Origin of the sequence: Marinobacterium litorale DSM 23545 (genome assembly GCF_000428985.1) — a bacterium.
Taxonomy (GTDB): domain Bacteria; phylum Pseudomonadota; class Gammaproteobacteria; order Pseudomonadales; family Balneatricaceae; genus Marinobacterium_D; species Marinobacterium_D litorale.
On sequence record NZ_AUAZ01000019.1, the window covers coordinates 65,377 to 84,161 of the forward strand.

Annotated in this window: 14 protein-coding genes and 1 tRNA gene; 11 read left to right on the forward strand and 4 right to left on the reverse strand. The window is 56.7% G+C overall.

The features are described 5' to 3' along the window. Nucleotides 1-244: 244 nt before the first annotated feature. Complete coding sequence (locus G403_RS0114285; protein WP_027854582.1) at nucleotides 245-505, forward strand: hypothetical protein; 261 nt, start codon at nucleotides 245-247, stop codon at nucleotides 503-505. Between the two features lie 73 nt (nucleotides 506-578). On the opposite strand, the gene G403_RS0114290 is transcribed toward G403_RS0114285, so the two are convergent. Then, nucleotides 579-1,055: an FKBP-type peptidyl-prolyl cis-trans isomerase gene (locus G403_RS0114290; RefSeq protein ID WP_027854583.1), complete on the reverse strand. Its 477-nt coding sequence runs from the start codon at nucleotides 1,053-1,055 to the stop codon at nucleotides 579-581. Between the two features lie 16 nt (nucleotides 1,056-1,071). Beyond that, nucleotides 1,072-1,719 carry a pyridoxamine 5'-phosphate oxidase gene (gene pdxH / locus G403_RS0114295; protein WP_027854584.1) on the reverse strand — a complete coding sequence of 216 codons (648 nt, stop codon included), beginning with the start codon at nucleotides 1,717-1,719 and terminating at the stop codon, nucleotides 1,072-1,074. A 24-nt stretch (nucleotides 1,720-1,743) separates the two neighbouring features. Here pdxH and G403_RS23455 point away from each other — a divergent pair, with 24 nt between their 5' ends. From G403_RS23455 to G403_RS0114315, 4 genes are read left to right on the forward strand one after another with little or no spacing between them, the layout of a single operon-like run. After that, nucleotides 1,744-2,466: a paraquat-inducible protein A gene (locus G403_RS23455; RefSeq protein ID WP_156899710.1), complete on the forward strand. Its 723-nt coding sequence runs from the start codon at nucleotides 1,744-1,746 to the stop codon at nucleotides 2,464-2,466. Continuing rightward, a complete protein-coding gene (locus G403_RS23460; RefSeq protein ID WP_051299064.1) occupies nucleotides 2,459-3,100 on the forward strand; it encodes a paraquat-inducible protein A in 642 nt (213 codons plus the stop codon). Before G403_RS23455 ends, G403_RS23460 begins: the two co-directional genes overlap by 8 nt. Beyond that, complete coding sequence (locus G403_RS0114310; protein WP_027854585.1) at nucleotides 3,084-5,747, forward strand: MlaD family protein; 2,664 nt, start codon at nucleotides 3,084-3,086, stop codon at nucleotides 5,745-5,747. Before G403_RS23460 ends, G403_RS0114310 begins: the two co-directional genes overlap by 17 nt. A gap of 1 nt (nucleotide 5,748) precedes the next feature. Beyond that, nucleotides 5,749-6,441: a hypothetical protein gene (locus tag G403_RS0114315; RefSeq protein ID WP_027854586.1), complete on the forward strand. Its 693-nt coding sequence runs from the start codon at nucleotides 5,749-5,751 to the stop codon at nucleotides 6,439-6,441. Here G403_RS0114315 and G403_RS23465 read toward each other — a convergent pair. Continuing rightward, on the reverse strand, nucleotides 6,421-7,443 hold the full coding sequence (locus G403_RS23465) for a hypothetical protein (protein ID WP_051299066.1): 1,023 nt from the start codon (nucleotides 7,441-7,443) through the stop codon (nucleotides 6,421-6,423). The genes G403_RS0114315 and G403_RS23465 overlap by 21 nt on opposite strands. Before the next feature lie 18 nt (nucleotides 7,444-7,461). Beyond that, a complete protein-coding gene (locus G403_RS0114325) occupies nucleotides 7,462-8,313 on the reverse strand; it encodes an alpha/beta fold hydrolase (protein WP_027854587.1) in 852 nt (283 codons plus the stop codon). Between the two features lie 163 nt (nucleotides 8,314-8,476). Here G403_RS0114325 and G403_RS0114330 point away from each other — a divergent pair, with 163 nt between their 5' ends. The 6 genes from G403_RS0114330 to G403_RS0114355 all read left to right on the forward strand — a co-directional run bounded on the left by G403_RS0114330 (nucleotide 8,477) and on the right by G403_RS0114355 (nucleotide 18,778). Further along, nucleotides 8,477-9,733: an efflux RND transporter periplasmic adaptor subunit gene (locus G403_RS0114330; RefSeq protein WP_027854588.1), complete on the forward strand. Its 1,257-nt coding sequence runs from the start codon at nucleotides 8,477-8,479 to the stop codon at nucleotides 9,731-9,733. 2 nt (nucleotides 9,734-9,735) lie between these two features. Then, complete coding sequence (locus tag G403_RS23470) at nucleotides 9,736-12,894, forward strand: efflux RND transporter permease subunit (RefSeq protein ID WP_051299068.1); 3,159 nt, start codon at nucleotides 9,736-9,738, stop codon at nucleotides 12,892-12,894. Nucleotides 12,895-12,917: 23 nt separating this feature from the next. Continuing rightward, a complete protein-coding gene (locus G403_RS0114340; RefSeq protein ID WP_027854589.1) occupies nucleotides 12,918-14,297 on the forward strand; it encodes a class II fumarate hydratase in 1,380 nt (459 codons plus the stop codon). A gap of 110 nt (nucleotides 14,298-14,407) precedes the next feature. Then, on the forward strand, nucleotides 14,408-16,261 hold the full coding sequence (gene rpoD, locus G403_RS0114345) for an RNA polymerase sigma factor RpoD (protein ID WP_027854590.1): 1,854 nt from the start codon (nucleotides 14,408-14,410) through the stop codon (nucleotides 16,259-16,261). A gap of 74 nt (nucleotides 16,262-16,335) precedes the next feature. Next, nucleotides 16,336-16,412, forward strand: a tRNA-Ile gene (locus tag G403_RS0114350). 128 nt (nucleotides 16,413-16,540) lie between these two features. After that, nucleotides 16,541-18,778, forward strand: coding sequence for a CHASE2 domain-containing protein (locus G403_RS0114355; RefSeq protein ID WP_051299070.1), 2,238 nt, complete (start codon nucleotides 16,541-16,543; stop codon nucleotides 18,776-18,778). The last annotated feature ends 7 nt before the right edge of the window (nucleotides 18,779-18,785 follow it).

Below are 18,785 nucleotides of genomic sequence, written 5' to 3' on the forward strand. Positions count from 1 at the left end.
AATTTATACAAAAAGCACTTTTAATTACTTATTGATATAAAAAATCATTAATAAAAACCACTGTAAAAACAGCAACTTACAGATAAAGACACGAATCGGCCAGCCTATAGAAAAATAATATAAAAACCTTTTAAAAACAAAGACTTGAAGGATCAAAATACGGGTCGAAAGTTTGCCTCAAACCGAAATCCATTATAGAATCATCATTAATGAATAATTGATAACTCAAATAAGGATAAAGACGATGCAAGAAAGAGAAATTAAACTTCTTTTTAAGGCGGGCGTCTTCGAATCATGTCAGGCAATACCGATTTCAATGTCGCGCGGATGGACTTTGAAGTTCGTTACACGGGATAGTGAAGTTGTGGTTTTGAATCTTCAGCGTTCAAAAGGAGAACGTGAATTCAAAAGCCTGGATGGCGCAGCAGCTGTCGCCAGACGTATTGGTTTTGAGTGGCTGAATGTTCAGATCGGAGATTTGAAATGGCGGGAAAAGGTGATGTGAGCACTGCCGAATGATGTATAACTCATCGGCAGTGCGCAGGTGTGAGAGTCTTGAGGTGTGGTGTGGCGAGAAATTACTGGGCAGCGTCTGAGACGATCTTGCTGACAAGCTCCTCTGGCGTGGCATCTCTGACCGCAGTCACTTCAACGCGGAACTCAAGGCTGACGCCGGCATAGGGATGATTGGTATCGATAACCACCGTCCGGTTATCCAGACTGACAACCCGTGCCAGGGTTGGTTTGTTGTCCTCGCCGCTCACCTGAATCACCTTGCCGGGGCGTAAATCTTTTATACCCGCGAACGCCTCGCGCTCAATGTGTTCGATCAGCGACTCATCCCGCTCTCCCCAGGCTTGATCAGGAGACAGGCTCACGGCAAACCGATCTCCGGCTTCATGTCCCTCAAGCGCGGCTTCCAGCCCAGGCACCAACTGCCCTTGGCCATGCAGATAACTGAGCAGAGGCTCTTCGTCACCGGGGAACTCGACTTCCTGGCCCTGCGGAGCCAGGTTGTAGCGAAAGAAGACGGCGGCATCTTTGCCTATTTTCATGGAAATCACTCCGGATTCAGGGTTGCAGACGATGAATCTGCCACTGTTCATCGGCGAACTCGTAGCGGAACCGATCGTGCAAACGGTTTTCGCGCCCCTGCCAAAACTCGAAACGTTCCGGAATCAACCGGTAGCCGCCCCAGGTCTCCGGACAGATAATCTCTGACTCTGGCTTCTCACGCATCTGCTCTACCGCTTTTTCCAACGTTGAGCGACTATCCACCGGCGCACTCTGATGTGACACAGCGGCGCTGATCCGGCTACCCAGGGGGCGCTCGTTGAAATAGCGCTCGCCAAAGGCATAATCCAGCTGCTCCACCGGGCCTCGAATTCTCACCTGGCGCTCCAACCCGTACCAATAAAACAGTATTTCGGCGTAGGGATTTTCCTTAAGCTGCTCACCCTTTTCACTGCGAAAATCGGTAAACCAGCAGAACCCGTGTTTGTCGAAATGCTTGAGCAACACGATACGAGCCCCCGGACGCCCCTGTTCATCGGCAGTCGCCAGCGTCATCGACGTTGCGTCGTCAGGGTGCGCAAGCAACGCTTTGTCGAACCAGCGCTGGAATTGGTCAAACGGATCCGCACTCAGATCTGTCTTGTGCAGACCACTGGCGACATACTCTCGGCGAAGCCCGGCGACATCGCTGTACTGATTGGCCATTTTGCTCTCCTGTGGGAAACTTCAGTGGCGCCTACTATAAACGATATGAACCGGCGTTTGCTGCGCTCGATCAGCTCCCCGACATTTTGTTACCGGAATAGCGAACCCCATATGCCCTCCAGCCTCAACGACACTCACCTGGCATGCCATGAATGCGACTTGCTGATGGGCCGGCCTGACGTTCACGAAGAGCGTATTCTGGTCTGTCCGCGCTGCGGTTCTCGTCTGATTTCCAACCATGCCAACAGCGTAGAGCGTTCTCTCGCTTTAGCCCTGGCTGGCCTCATTCTGCTGATTCCGGCCAACCTGTTCCCGGTACTGACGCTGGAAGTCCTGGGGCGTGAACAGGATCAGACGATCTTTTCCAGCGCCATGGCACTCTATCGGGGCCAGCTGCCGTTGGTTGCCTTGTGTATTCTGTTGTTCGCCATCGTGGTACCGATATGCAAGTTACTGCTTCTGGCCTACCTCTCCAGCGCGCTGCATCAGGAAAAAGCCTGGCCGGGGCTGAAGTTAGCCATGCGCAGTTATCAACACCTGGACCAGTGGGGCATGCTGGAGGTTTACCTGATAGCGGTACTGGTATCCGTTGTAAAACTGGTCGACATTGCCCGTGTCGAACCGGGTTTGGGGCTGTACAGCCTGGCGGCGCTGATCGTTGTAACCTCGTTAAGCTCGATTCATCTGGACAAGGACCTGTTCTGGCACCGTATTGATCGGCTGACACGGAGGAGCACGGATGTATAACTGGAAATACAGCGCCTGTGCGCAGTCGATAATCAGTTGCCATGACTGCAATGGACTCTGGCCCCTGGCGATGGACGGGGAGCACTGCCCACGCTGCGGGGCGAAGCTTCACCAGCGTAAGCCCCAGTCTCTGGTCCGGACCTGGGCACTGCTATTAACCGCAACCTTCCTGTTGCTGCCCGCCAACCTGTTGCCGATCATGCGGGTTACGATGCTGGGACGGGGTGAGCCCTCCACGATTCTCGCCGGCGTTATTGAACTGGCCAACCATGGGCTCTGGGTGATCGCCTTTGTCGTTCTCGCTGCCAGCATCCTGATTCCCGTGGGCAAAATACTGGCGCTGGCAACACTCTTACTGGCGATTCAGCGCGGCTGGACAACCAACATGGAGCAGAAGATGGTGATGTTCCGTATCGTCCACTGGATTGGGCGCTGGTCGATGCTGGATATTTTTGTGGTTGGTATACTGGTCGCGTTAGTTCAGTTTGGTAATCTGGCCTATATCGATGGTCAGGCAGGGGCAATCGCCTTTGGAGGCGTCGTCATTTTCACCATGCTTGCGGCGAATGCGCTGGATACCCGTCTGATCTGGGATCGACACCTGCAGGAGGCACCCCGTGGACCCAACCCTTGAACAAAACGGCGATGAGATACGTCCGGTTGTGCGCCGTCATCGGGGACCGTCCGCCGTCTGGATTCTACCGCTCCTGGCAGCATTGATTGCGGGCTGGCTGGTTTACAAAAGCTACAGTGAGGCGGGGGTCGTAATCGAAGTTCAGTTTGCGTCCGCCGAGGGGCTGGAAGAGAACAAAACCCGCGTTATCTATCGTGGACTTCCCTCCGGCACGGTCCGTAATCTGCGTCTGAACGACGATCTGCAAAGTGTCACGGCTCAGATCGAGATCGCCGCCCATGCCGAGGCCCTGCTTAGAGAGGGCACCCGCTTCTGGCTGGTCAAACCGCAGATTTCGCTTTCGGGCGTCCGCGGTCTGGAAACGCTGGTCTCGGGCCACTATATCGCCATCAGACCCGGTGAGGGTGATCCTAGCCGCAGCTTTCAGGCATTACACGAGCCGCCCCCGGCCGTTCATGACGAGGAGGGCTTGTATATCACCTTGTTCGCCGACTCTGTACGTGCCGTGCATCGTGGCTCACCGGTCTACTATCGCGATATCACTGTCGGTGAGGTACTGGATTACCGGCTCGCAGGCAATGGCGAACGGATCCTGGTGGATGTGTTTGTCGAGTCTCAATACGCCCACCTTGTGCGCAAACACTCCCGGTTCTGGAATGCCTCCAGCATTGAAATCAGTGGCAAGCTACCGGAGATCGATATTCGGGTCGGCTCCTTAGCCACGATCATCGCCGGCGGCGTCCATTTCTACACGCCCCACCCAATGGAAGGCCCTGAAGCGGAGGACGGCGAGCAGTTCCGGCTGTTTGCCGACTACGAAGCCGCAGAGGATGGGATACCGGTACAACTGAGCTTTCCCGGAACCACACAGCTGAGTGTGGGCACAGAAGTGCTCAGCCGGGGCGTACCGGTAGGCCGCGTGCGCGATATCAAACTGACCGAGGATTTTGACACCCTCAACGTGGAGCTGGTGATCGATCCAAGAGCACGCGCCCTGCTCAGAGAGGGGACCCGTTTCTGGCTCTCGGCCCAGGAGTTCGGACCGGAGGCACTCAACGTTCAGAGCCTGCTTAGAGGTCGTCACATCGAAATGGCGCCCGGACCCGGGCAGGAACGTTTCAGCTTTGAAGCGTCCAGCACGCCGCCGGCGCGCCCGCCGGTCTACGAGGGATTGCCCATCCGGCTGATTACGGAACGCCTGGGCTCGATCAGCCGAGGCTCGCCAATACTCTATCGCCAGATGCCAATTGGCACAGTCAGTGGCTTTGAACTGACCGATGATGGCCGCAAGATTCAGATTCATGCGGTCATCGAAGAGGCATACCGATCCCTGATCCATAAAGACAGCCGCTTCTGGAACAGCAGTGGAATACGCTTTGCCGCCGATATCGACAGCGGCGTGTCGCTGGAAACCGGAAGCTTCGAGACCCTGCTTCGCGGTGGTATCAGCCTGTTAAACCCCGCCCGGACTCACGCCAAAGAGGCCAAAGAGAACCAACGCTTTGAGCTCTACCCGGACCGGGACAGCGCCAGCGATGGCGGCGCACTGCTGGAACCTGAAGAACAACGCACCGCGGTACTCCTGGAGGCAGACCAGCGTGATGCAATCGCCGTTGGCTCTCCTGTCCTGTTACGCGGCGTGCCAGTGGGCGAGGTCAGTCACTACGCGCTGAGTGAATCCGGCCAAGCGGTGCAGGTACGCCTGTCAGTGGATGCGCCCTACGGAGATCTGATCAATTCCAACACCCGGTTCTGGGTTGCCGGGGGCTTTAACGCGCGAGCTAACCTTCGTGATGGGGTCAATGTGCGCTCGCGTTCACTGTCGCAGCTGATGAAGGGGGGGATTGCATTCGCCACTGATCCGGACGGTGAGCCTGTGAGTTCCAAGCACCGTTTTACCCTTTACGATACCGAGCAGGCCAGCCGTGAGCAGGCGGTCCCCATAGTCATCCATTTCGCGCCCGGTGCCGAACTCCCTGAAGGGGCTCCAATCCGCTATCGCGGCCAACCGGTCGGTCGAATCGATCGCATCAACGTGGCAGGTGAAAGCGGAGCGCGTATCGCACGGGCCAGCCTGTTCAAAGAGGCTCGATTCCTGGCTAAGGAAGGCTCGCGATTCTGGATTTCAGAACCCTTGATCCGGCTCAGCGGTATCGAAAACCCAGGCAATCTGCTGTTTGGCAATCATGTGGAGGCTCTGCCGGGACAGGGAGCACCCACCAACGTTTTTCTGGCCCTGCGCCAGCCTCCACCATACCAGCCAGGCCCCGGCATAACGGTTGTTCTTGAGAGCGACCGCCTGGGCTCCATCGCGCCCGGCAGTCCGGTCCTGTTCCGTGAAGTCCCGGTTGGTAAGGTGACCGGCTATGAACTTAATTTGCGCGGAGATGGCGTCAGGGTCTACGCCAATATCGACCCGGCGCATACGACTCTGGTCAGAGCCTCAAGCCGCTTTGCCAAACACAGCGGGGTGCGTGCCGACGCAGGATTGTTCAGCGGTGTAAGCGTGGATGTGGCCAGCCTGGAAACGCTGGTGGGTGGCGGCATCAGCTTTACCACCGAAGACCTGGATGCCCCCGCCGCGGATAACCTGAGCGTATTCAGACTGCACGATAAACCTCTGCCAACTCCAAAGGAACAACCCTGAAATGATGACTCGAGCCTTCGCCTTGATCATTCTGCTCCTGTTGCAGGGCTGTGCCGGGGGCGAAAACAACCGGCCGTTCCAGCTGAAAAGCCTCGCCAAATCCGACATCGACATGGTGGCCGATGCTCACGTCAATGCGGTTAATGCCCTGGTACGCGAGCTGACGATCAAACTCTACAAACGCAATCCCCGGGAGCTGAAAAAAGCACCGCCCGGAACCACCCTGGCAAAGCGCCTCAGCCAGCTTCTTGACGCGCCGCGCCGGATCAATCATGCCGAACTCGGCAACCGCTATGGTGTTGAAGCGATACCACTGGCTTTTGAGCCGGAGTTCAGAGGGGACCGTGTCTTTGCGTTGATGGTGGGTATCAGCGGTATGCTGCACGCGTCTTACGGTTACCGGGACGAATTTTTCCTGCTCAATGAGATCGACCAGCAAAAACTCTATAACTGCGCGCGCAATCTGGAAGCCGTGGCCTGGCGCCTGAACCACCGGCGCCAACCCAATGGTGAGCTGTTTCTGCTTAGCAACGGGATCAGCGAGAGCGGGGTACAAAACCTGAGCTTCGAGAGAATCTTCGGTAAGCTGATCGCGCATCAGGATATGATGGCACGCATTGTAGCCGACAAGACCAACCGGGCGATCAAGTCAGTGGTTGTCGGCTTCGCGTCATCATCCCTGTTGCCGATCTAACACCATGGAACAACCGCTGGCGTTCACGTTGATCTGACGAATTTTGTGATTTTCGTTCAGGTACAGGCAGACATCGGCTCGCCCAGGCAGCTCCTCCAGCATCGCCCGGGTCAGTCGCTCATAATGTGCGATAAAGCGTTTTATCTCATCGGGATTCATGATTCTTAAATGCGCCGTGGGCTGCTGGGTGTCATAAATATATTTCACCCGCTCTACCAGCTTCTGCTCCTGAAGCGCACGCCATTCATACACTGCCTGCATGCTGGGCACCTTGAGCATCAGCAGTAGATCAAGCCGTGAGAACAGGGACTGATAGGGGCCATTGAGTTGCTGATTCACATAGCGGCGCCAGACACCGCTCGGATCTTCCTCGGCCTCCAGACTATTCACCGGTGTACTTAACGCTTCACTGGACTGCGGCAGCGCACCCACGCACCAACCCTCAAACACGATGACATCCACAGGCCCCACCCACTCCTGCCAAACGGTAGGCGGGCAACGATCATCAATCGATTTATCAAATACCGGGATTTTAGTCAGGGTGTCACTGCCCGCATTGATCAGCGAATCGAGCAACTCAATCCCAAGCTCCACATCATGCGTACCCGGAACCCCCCGGGTCTCCATTAAGGGGTGAACCTCCTGCGCCAGCCGTTCGCGCTCGGCGCGGGTTTTGTACAGGTCGTCGATGGAGAAGCCGATCACCCTCAGCCCGAACCCCTCCTCCAGAATCACTTCCAACAGGTTGAACAGCGTCGACTTCCCGGCCCCCTGCGCGCCGTTGATACCAATGACCAGCGGTTTGTTCAAACCGCGCTGACGTGCGACCAGCCAGGCAGCCAGAGGGACATAGATCTCTTCAAACAGATCCTGCAGGCCAATATCAACCTGCAACGATTTAACCGTAGGTGCGAACGCCCGTTCAACGGCTTGCACGGCATGCTGCCGCTCCACTTCACTCAAACACAGATGTTCCCGGGGCCAACGTGTCAGCAGGCTCATAGTTTCTCTATCATCTCCTCAACAGCCCTGTGTGGACCTGAGCCACTCCACTACCAAAGCGATATGATCCGCTTCCATCAACGAGGGGGCGTGCGCCAACCCCGGCAGGGTTTTCAGGGTAAGTTCGCTGTTTTCTCTATTCATCCGCTGCGCCACTTCCGAGGTGAGCACATCGGAAGCGCCACCCTGAATCAGAAGCTGCGGACAACTGACGGCGCTCCAGAGGCCCCAAAGATCCAGATCCTGCTTGCCCACCAGTGCCGCATTATCTGCAATGGCCGGGTCATAATGCAGCCCCAGCCGTCCATCCTCGCACTCCCGTTGGCCATGCGCCACCAAATGCTGCCACTGTTTGTCGTTCAAGTCGCCAAAGGCGGGATAAAGCCCGCGCAGGTACGTTTCCACTTCAGCCGCGTTGGCAAATCGAGGATCGCCCAGGTAAGCTGCAATTCGAGCCAGGGCCGCCTGCGGAACGTAAGGGCCGATGTCGTTCAACACAAGGCGACGGATCGGATTACCGGGCCGCGCCGCCAACGCCATGCCGATCAGCCCGCCGAGGGATGTGCCCACCCAATCCACTTTTTCGACACCCAGGCGGGCAATCAACGCCACCATATCCTGCACATAGAGAGGTAATGCATAGTCGGAGGAGGCAACGAGCCAGTCGCTCTCCCCACGGCCCGGCAGGTCGGGACAGATCACCCGATAGTTGCGACTCAGCGCTATGGCCAGATCATCAAAGTCCCGGCTGTTGCGCGCCAGGCCATGTACGCAGATCAGCACCCGCTCATTGTCGGCGCTACCCCACTCCTGATAACGCAGCCGGTGGAACCCCTGTGTATCCAGTGCCAAAATTTCGCCCCGACGCATTTTCACCTCCAGATCCTGGCTTCTGAATGTAAAGCTTTGCAAAACTTTCAGTTTTTTGCCTGTCGAATCGTTACAATCGCGAAGTCTAATATAGGTTTGGCATCGGACCTGATCCAACTCACGGCCAATCCAGTATCAAACGTTATTTCACAGGGAATCGCGAATGTCCGTTACTCGCCGGTTGCGCGCACACCTAAAATGGCTGTTACCACTGGCCTTCATTTTACTGGCTATCCTCCTGTTCAGAGGCATGCAATCCAGCCGACCTCAGCCACCGGCACAACCGGTAAGCGAACGCTCCTGGAGCGTGCGCGCCATCGAAGCGCAACCCGAGCGTTTGAGCGCTGAAATCGAGCTGTATGGCAGCGTCGAAACGCCACAGATGGCGTCGCTCAGCGCCGCCCTTGAGGCAGACCTGGTCTCATTGGAAGCGCTGGAGGGCGAGTACGTCTCGGCCGGCCAGCAACTGGCCCAGTTGGACGACCGGGAAGTGGTAATCGATATTCGTAAGCAGCACGCCCAGATCAATACCATTGAGGCTCAAATTCAGGCGGAACAGGTCCGATATCGCTCGGACCGAGCCGATCTGAGCGTGCAACAGGAGCTGGTTCAACTCAAGCAACAAGACCTGAAGCGATACCAGAATCTGGCCCAGCGCAATATGGTCAGTCAGCAACAGATCGATACGGCCCGCACCGCGCTTCAGCAGCAACGCCTGAACCTGAGCGCTCTGCAAAGTGCGATCGATGATCATCCAAACCGTCTTGCCCAGCTTCAGGCGCAGCGCGATCAGGCTCAGGCAACGCTCGATGAACTTGAACTGGATCTGGAGCGCACGCAAGTGCGCGCCCCTTACGACGCGCGTATCGCTGCGACACAGGTCGCCGTCGGCGACCGGGTACGTTCCGGCGACACCCTGATCGAGCTCTATTCGCTGGACCGGCTGGAAGTTCGTGCTCAGATCCCGGAACGCCTGCTGGCCCAGCTTCGCCCCAGTCTCGCGCAGGGTTCGGCAGTGCAGGCGACGGCGACCATTGATGGTACCCTGCGCACACTCACTCTCTCTCGGCTGGGCGCTACAGTCAGCACCGGCCGGGCCGGTGTGGATGGTTTTTTCGGCTTTACCGACGATCTCCCCCCGCCGGAGCCGGGTCGCTCAATGGCGCTGCAACTTGGGCTTCCACCAGTGGATGGAGTCTTCGCGCTACCGCCCACGGCCCTTTACGGCACTGATCGAATCTACCGCATCGTCGACTCCCGCCTGGAACCGGTTGTTGTAACGACTGTAGGCCAACGCCGCAGTGAAACGGGCCAACAGCAGGTTTTGGTCCGCAGTCGCGATCTGGCGGCCGGTGACCGCGTTATAACTACCCAGCTGCCCAATGCGATTGGCGGCTTGCTGGTCGAAGTGGCGGAGTAACGATGCAGACACCTAACAACGGTGGCCTCTCCGGCCTGATCACACTGTTCACCACGCACCGCGTCGCCGCCAACCTGTTGATGGTGCTGATGCTGCTTGGCGGCGCGTACAGTCTGAAAAAGCTCAATGTTCAGTTCTTTCCCACCTTTGAGCTGGACGTACTGACCATCCAGGTGAGCTGGCGCGGATCCACCGCGGAAGATGTGGAGCGCTCCATACTCCTGCCGCTGGAGGAAGAGATACGCTCGCTGGACGGGATTGATCAACTGATTTCAACCGCACGGGATGGGTCTGCCTCCATCCGTATCGAGCTGACCGACGGGACCGATGTCGACTACGCACTGTCTGAGGCCAAACAGAAGGTTGATGCGGTACGCGGAGAGCTGCCCGATGATGTGGAGGAACCGCTGGTACAACGGGTTACACGCTACGAGGGCATCGCCGATCTCATCGTGACCAGCGACCGTGCCAACCTGGATGAGTTGCGCGTCATGGCGCGGCGCTTCGAACAGGACCTGCTCAGCCGCGGTATCCGCAAGATCGACTTTGCCGGGTTACCGGAGCAGGAACTGGCCATCCAGCTGTCGCCCGAAGAACTGGCACGGCTGGGCATGACATTCTCCGAGGTGGTGGATCGCATCCGCCAACGCAGCCTGGACCTGCCCGCTGGCACCGCTGCTAAAAATGATGGTTCCCGCCAACTGCGCAGCCTTGGGCAGGAACGCGATGTCAGCGGATTTGAGCAGCTCCCCCTCTCCGCATCCGGCAATGGACAGCTCTTACGGCTGGGGGATATCGCCCTGGTCGAGAGGCGAATCGCCGATGATCAGGTTCTACTGAGCTATCAGGGCCAGCCCGCCATTATGCTGGAGCTCAAACGCACCGAGAACGACGACAGCCTGGTCGGTGCAGAGCTGTTCAATCAATGGCTGCAGGAGACCCGCCCGACGCTACCGGCAGGTGTTCAGTTGATCCCGTATCAGGAACGCTGGCAACTGATACAGGATCGTATCGAACTGCTGCTCAAGAACGGCCTCAGCGGTTTGGTTCTGGTTATCGCCATCCTGTTTCTGTTCCTTAACGGACGCGTTGCACTCTGGGTGACCGTGGGGATTCCTGTCTCGTTTATGGCCACCCTGGCGATCCTCTACGCCATCGGCGGCACGATCAACATGATCTCCCTGTTTGGTCTGATCATGGCGCTGGGGATTATCGTCGACGATGCCATCGTCGTTGGCGAGGACACATTGACCCATGCCCAGATGGGCGAGCCGTCGAAGCGAGCCGCCATTGGCGGTGCCCAGCGCATGAAAGCGCCGGTTATTGCCTCCTCCATGACGACAATCGCAGCCTTCCTGCCACTGCTGCTGGTCGGTGGCATCATCGGCAACATTATGGGCGACATTCCCACCGTCGTTATCTGCGTCATTCTCGCTTCCCTGGTGGAATGCTTTCTGGTGTTGCCCGGTCATCTGTTTCATTCCCTTCGGCGCGCCGATGCGGTCCATCCGAGCGCCCTGCGCCAGCGACTGGACGACGGCTTTAACTATTTCCGCGACCGGATCTTCCGCCCATTTATCGAAACCGCCATCCAATTTCGCTGGAGTGCGCTGTCGCTGGCTCTGGCCCTGCTGATAATCAGTGTCGGCCTGGTGGCCGGCGGACGGATTAAATTCACATTTTTCCCCGCCGTGGAACAGGACACCATGAACGCCAGCGTTCAGTTCACCGCGGGTACCGACGCCGACCGTGTTCGGGCATTTATCGATCACCTGAGCGCAACCCTGTATGAGACTGATGAGGCCCTCGGAGGTGGACAGGTCAAAATGAGTCTGGCTCGATTGCGCACAGCGTTTTTCAGCCGCACCAGCTCCGGTAACGCCAATGGGGATGAGTACGGCGTTCTGTCGGTGGAGCTTCAACCATCGGACCAGCGCGGCATGACCACCTCCGCGTTTATTCGTGCCTGGCGCGAGCGCATAAACGTACCTGCCGGGGTCGAACGCTTCTCCATCGACGTCAATCAAAGCGGCCCGCCCGGTAAACCCATTGAGGTAAAACTCAGTGGCGAGGATCTGACCCAGCTGAAACAGGCATCACTGCAATTACAGCGGGAGCTCAAGAGCTACAGTGGCCTCTCCAATGTAGACGATGACCTGCCTTATGGAACCTCGCAGTTAATCTATAGCCTGACCCCCTCAGGCGAAGCGACCGGCTTGAGCCTGCAGGCAGTTGGCCGTCAGCTGCGCGCCGCGTTTGATGGCTCGGAGGTACAGTCGTTCTACGAAGGCCAGGATCAGATCAAGGTGCGGGTGATGCTGCCGGCGCAGGCACGTAATCACCTGAGCACACTGGATCAACTGCCTATTGTACTCCCCGATGGCAGCGTGACGCCGATTACCAATGTGGTCTCGTTCGAAGCCCGGCGCGGCTTCGACTCCCTGCAGCGGATTGATGGCGAGCTATCGATCAACGTCTCGGCGGACCTGAACGAAAATGTCACCAACGCCAACGAAGTAATTGAATCGCTCAGAGCCGATGTCATCCCGGAGCTTTCAGCGCAGTACGGCGTAACCGGCAGTTTCGAGGGCAAGAACCGGGATCAACGGGAGACCCTGGCCGATATGAAGTTAGGGCTTGTTATCGCCCTGGCGCTGATCTACATCATTCTCGCCTGGGTATTCGCCTCCTACAGCTGGCCTTTGACCGTGATGCTGGCGATCCCCTTGGGTGTCACCGGGGCGCTGCTGGGGCACTTCATCACCGGTCAGACACTCACAGTACTCTCGCTGTTTGGTGTATTCGGGCTGTCAGGCATCGTGATCAACGACTCGATTGTCCTGGTGACCTTCTACAAACAGCTCCGTGAACAGGGCATGTCGGTGCACGACGCCGTTGTAGAAGCGGCCTGCCAGCGCCTTCGAGCCGTATTATTAACCTCGCTGACGACAATCGGTGGATTGACACCCATTCTGTTCGAGACGTCGCTACAGGCCCAATTCCTGATACCGATGGCCACTTCCATTGTCTTCGGTCTGGCCTACGGCACCCTGCTGATTCTGGTTGTGGTTCCGTCAATGTTGACCATACTTGAGAATACACGCGAGCGCCTCGGATTGAGCCCACCGATCACTCATCAATCCGTCACCGCACCCGAGTAGAACCGGCTTTAGAGAGGAAAAGGATGAACCGAACAGAGCATGACAGCCTGGGCAAAATAGAAGTGCCTGAAGACGCACTCTATGGCGCACAGACACAGCGGGCGATCAATAACTTTCAGATTAGCGACAGGACGCTGCCCAGCGAATTTCTGGTGGCCCTGGCGCACATCAAGGCGGCCTGCGCCCGCACCAATGTGGAGCTTGGTCTACTCGACTCCGATGCAGGCAACGCCATTGTTGCAGCCGCGCAACACATAGTTGATGGAGAGTATCACGAGCAGTTCCCGGTAGACGTCTTCCAAACAGGCTCAGGCACCAGCACCAACATGAACATGAACGAGGTGCTTTCACAGCTGGTGAAGCGGGAGTCCGGTCTTGAGTTACACCCCAACGACCACATCAACATGAGCCAGAGCTCAAACGATGTTATTCCCACTGCGCTGCATCTGAGCACACTGACGGTGCTGCACAACAGCCTGATACCGTCACTGCGCCATTTGGACAGTGCGATTCGACGCAAGGCCTCGTCCCTGACCGGCGTGGTGAAAACCGGTCGCACCCACCTGATGGATGCCATGCCGGTGCGGATGGACCAGGAACTCACCGGCTGGCGCCACCAGATAAAAGCCTGTATCGAACGCCTTGAGCAGGTGAGCCCGCGTCTTGCACAGTTGGCTCAGGGGGGCACCGCGGTGGGAACCGGTATCAATGCCCCGGCGGCCTTCCCTCGTCTGTTCTGTCGTAATCTCAGTGCGCGGACCGGTATGACGCTGAGCCCCGCGCCCTGCTTTTTCACCGCTCTCTCCAGCCAGGACACCGCACTGGACCTCTCCGCTCAGATGCGAACCTCTGCCACCGCCCTGATCAAAATTGCTGATGATCTGCGCTGGATGAACTCAGGCCCACTGGCCGGCTTGGGGGAAATTGAGTTGGAAGCACTGCAACCCGGCTCTTCAATTATGCCGGGCAAAGTTAACCCGGTGATTCCCGAAGCCGTTTTGATGGCCTGCATGCAGATCTGCGGCAACGATACCACCGTATCGTTAAGCGCTGGCCGCAGTAACTTCCAGCTCAATGTGATGCTGCCGGTGATTGCCAGCAACCTGCTGGAGAGCGAAAAATTACTGGCCAACGCCTGTGTCGCACTGGCTGACAAGGCGATCGCCACCTTTAACGTGCGGGAAGAGCGGATCACTGAGGCATTGTCGCGCAACCCGATCCTAGTAACCGCGCTGAACCGGATTATCGGCTACGAAAAGGCTGCAGCGCTCGCCAAGCAAGCCTATGCGGAAGGTCGACCGATCATCGACGTGGTCGAACAGGAAACCGACCTGGATCGTGCAGAGCTGGAAAACCTCCTTGATCCAAGGGTTCTGACCGGCGAACTCGACACCAAGTATTAGTGATCAATCATGTCCAGGCTGGTCAATAATTTGAGATCAGGCTATAATGCCGCGCTTGATTCCACACTGCCATCACGCTTAGCTCAGCTTTCACTCTTCACAGGGGTTCTATGTCGGATAACTCCCAACAGCAGCAATCACGTTTAAAGGAACTGATCGCACGCGGTAAAGAGCAGGGGTATCTCACCTATGCTGAGGTGAACGACCACCTGCCGGAAGATATCGCCGATCCAGATCAGGTCGAAGATATCATCCGCATGATCAACGATATGGGCATTTCCGTATCGGAAGAAGCGCCGGATGCGGAAGATCTGCTGCTGACCGGCGGAGACTCGGCTGAAGAAGCAGACGACGAAGCCGTGGCCGCTCTGGCTGCCGTTGAGTCTGATGCCGGCCGAACCACTGACCCTGTGCGCATGTATATGCGTGAGATGGGTACCGTCGAACTTCTGACCCGCGAAGGCGAAATCGATATTGCCAAGCGGATCGAAGAGGGTATCCGTGAGGTCATGATGGCTCTGGCGCAGTTCCCGGGCAGCGTCGATACCATCCTCGAAGCGTATAACACCGTACTTCAGGAAGAGGGCCGTCTGAGCGATATTTTCAGCGGCTACATCGACCCTGACTCCGCTGCGCCGGCTGAAGAAACCGAAGCGCCACTAGACCTCGACGAAGACGACGACAGCGAGGACGAAGATGACGACGAGGATGATGACGACAACGAGAAGGATTCATCCGACAACGAAGAGAAAGAGCGCGGCCCCGATCCGGAAGAAGCAAAAGCCCGTTTTGGCCTGCTGCAGAATGCCGTCGAGCAGTTCCACGCTGCACGCCTGGGTGATGACGTTAAAGCCCTGAGCGAGGCTCAGGAAGCCCTCGGTGTGGCCTTTGCTCCGATCAAACTGTCGCCCCGCTTCTACGACCACCTGGTCACCCGGGTACGCGACTATATCGATCGTATTCGTCAGCAGGAACGCACCATTATGCGTATCTGCACCCAGCGCGCCCGTATGCCGCGCCGTGACTTCATCCAGAAATTCCCGGGCAATGAAACCAACCCGGCCTGGTTTGACGATCTGGTCGCCTCCGGTGCGGGATATGCGCCGTACGTCGAAGATCACCTCGCTGACCTAAAACGCGCTCAGCGTCGACTGATCCAGATCGAAGAGGAAGTGGGCATTTCGCTCGCGGAGATCAAAGAGGTCAACCGTCGCATGTCCATCGGCGAAGCACGTGCTCGCCGGGCCAAGAAAGAGATGGTCGAGGCCAACCTGCGTCTGGTTATCTCTATTGCCAAGAAATACACCAACCGCGGACTGCAGTTCCTTGACCTGATTCAGGAAGGCAACATCGGCCTGATGAAAGCGGTGGACAAGTTCGAATACCGCCGCGGCTACAAATTCTCGACCTATGCCACCTGGTGGATACGTCAGGCGATCACGCGCTCAATCGCGGATCAGGCCCGTACCATCCGTATCCCGGTGCATATGATCGAGACAATCAATAAGCTCAACCGCATTTCCCGCCAGATGCTGCAGGAGATGGGGCGTGAGCCGCTGCCCGAAGAACTGGCAGAGCGCATGGAGATGCCTGAGGACAAGATCCGCAAGGTACTCAAAATCGCCAAAGAACCGATCTCCATGGAGACGCCGATTGGTGACGATGAAGACTCCAGCCTGGGCGATTTCATCGAAGACACCACCCTCTCCTCGCCGGTAGACACTGCAACTGGAGAAGGTCTGCGTGAAGCCACCAAAGAGGTTCTTGCCGGCCTGACAGCCCGTGAAGCCAAGGTACTGCGCATGCGTTTCGGTATCGACATGAACACCGACCATACGCTGGAAGAGGTTGGTAAACAGTTCGACGTTACTCGTGAGCGTATTCGTCAGATCGAGGCAAAGGCACTGCGCAAGCTGCGCCACCCAAGCCGCTCCGATCACCTGCGCAGCTTCCTCGACGAATAACGAGACGCGTAAAAGCCTTCTAATTCAAACTATTGCGCCAATGATACCGCCCCGGTATCATTGGCGCGCACTCCGGGCCTATAGCTCAGTTGGTCAGAGCAGTGGACTCATAATCCATTGGTCGCAGGTTCAAGTCCTGCTGGGCCCACCAACCTCCAACTCACACCCGCTCTTTCCACCGACCGCAAACTGAACCGCCCCGGCATTGCCGAAACGCTATGGCAATACGCTTCAGGACCATGCAAACTGGTAGCAACCGTCTTTGGGACCCTGTGGCCGATGCGCTTTACAATCGATAGCCGCCGCTACAAATCGATATTGGTCAGTCTGAGCATAACCCTGTTTATGCTCGCTCATGTCGGTGGCTGGATCACGATTCCCTACATGGATCGCCTTGAGAGCCTGCTTTACGATAGCCGTATCCGCCTTACGGCACCTAACTCAGAACACCCTTACATCGTCATAGTCGATATCGATGAGCGAAGCCTCGCCGCAGAGGGGCGCTGGCCCTGGCGTCGTGACAAAGTCGCGCAGCTGGTCGACACCCTGTTTGACGACTACGAAGTTGCGGTTTTAGGTGTCGACCTGGTTTTTGGCGAACCGGATGACAGTTCGGCACTGGAGCTGCTCGAACGCCTGAAACACAGCCCATTGGGCAGCAACGCGACCTTCCAACAGCAGGCCAAGTTGCAAGCCCCTCTGCTTGATCGTGACGAGCAGCTCGCCACCGCTATTGCCGATCGAAAAGTGGTGCTCGGTTATTACTTCAATACCGACCATTCCGTAGGTGGCGCATTCACCAACGGAGCACTGCCCTTCCCCGTATTCAGGGCGAAAACCTTCCAAAACCGGGAAGTCAGTTTTCTCAAGGCCGATGGTTACGGCGCCAACTTAGAAGAATTACAGGCTTCGGCCTGGAGCGCCGGCCATTTCAACCAGTTATCAGACTCCGATGGCGTCACGCGCCGCATTCCACTGTTAATACGCTACCAAGACAATCTGTATGAAGCTCTCTCCTTGGCCATCATCAGAGCATTATTGGATGATCCCCCCATTCATCCCGTATTCGCGACCACCGGTGATGGCAGTTACTCAGGCCTGGAGTTACTGAATGTCGCTGACTATACGATTCCGGTCGATAAGAATGCGGCGATTTTACTGTCCTTCCGCGGCCAGCAGGGGAGTTTTCACTACGTATCCGCAACCGATATTCTTCAAGCTAAAGTCCCCTTAGACAGCCTTAAAAACAAAATCGTTCTCTTAGGTACCAGTGCTCCGGGACTACTTGATCTGCGCAATACGCCAATCGATACAGCCTTTCCCGGTGTTGAACTCCACGCCAACGCAATCGCATCGATTCTCGACGGAAGCATTAAGCACAAACCCGCGTATACCCTTGGTGCCACCCTGGTTTCGACAGCCCTTATCGGGTGTTTGATGAGCATCCTTCTCTCCCCCACCGGGTTGATCGGTTCGCTAGCAATCACCGCCTTTGGTATCGGTATAGCCGTCTCTCTGAACTTGTTTTTCTGGACCCAAGAGAGCTTGGTATTACCTCTGGCTCCACAAATCGTTCTGATAGCCTCGCTGTTTATTGCATCCACCGCATATGGCTTTCTTTTCGAGTCCAGAGCGCGCAAAAAAGTGGTCGGGTTATTCGGGCAGTATGTACCCCCGGGCGTGGTTGATCAGCTACAGCGCCACCCCAAGACACTCTCGATGGAAGGACAAAGTCGCAATATGACGGTGTTGTTTAGCGATATTCGTAACTTCACGTCACTTTCGGAAAATCTCACAGCAAAAGAACTGGCCACGTTACTGAATATCTATCTGAGCCGGATGACCGAAATCATCTACAAATATGAGGGGACCGTCGATAAGTATATCGGCGACGCGATAATGGCCTTTTGGGGAGCCCCGCTGGATAACCCTGACCATGCTCAGCAGGCCCTGAAGGCAGCCATTGATATGCAAATCGCGGCAGAGTCGTTACGGCATGAGTTTGAAACACGAGGCTGGCCCGCACTGCATATGGGCATCGGCCTCAATAGCGGGGATATGAGTGTGGGTAACATGGGCTCATCCTACCGCCGCGCTTACACGGTCCTTGGCGACAATGTAAACTTGGGATCACGCTTGGAGTCGTTGACCAAACAATATGGTGTGAAGGTGTTGGTTAGTGAAACCACCAAGGCAGGCAACCTGGACACCCGCTTTCTCCCGGTGGATAAGGTGCGCGCCAAAGGCAAAGAGGTTGCCGTGGAAATCTTTGAGCCGATCGTTGCGCAAGACGAAGACACACAGCGAATCGACTCTGAGCTGGGTCGCTGGGATAAGTTTCTAAACCGATACCGGAATCAGCAATGGAGTGACGCGCTCATGATACTGGAGAGCCTGAAAGGTTCTTCTATCGTCAACGCTCAGCTGATCGGCGTATACCGGGAGAGAATCGACCACTTTGTCGACTCACCTCCCCCCAAAGACTGGGATGGCGCGTTCACCTTCCAGACCAAATAATCAGGCT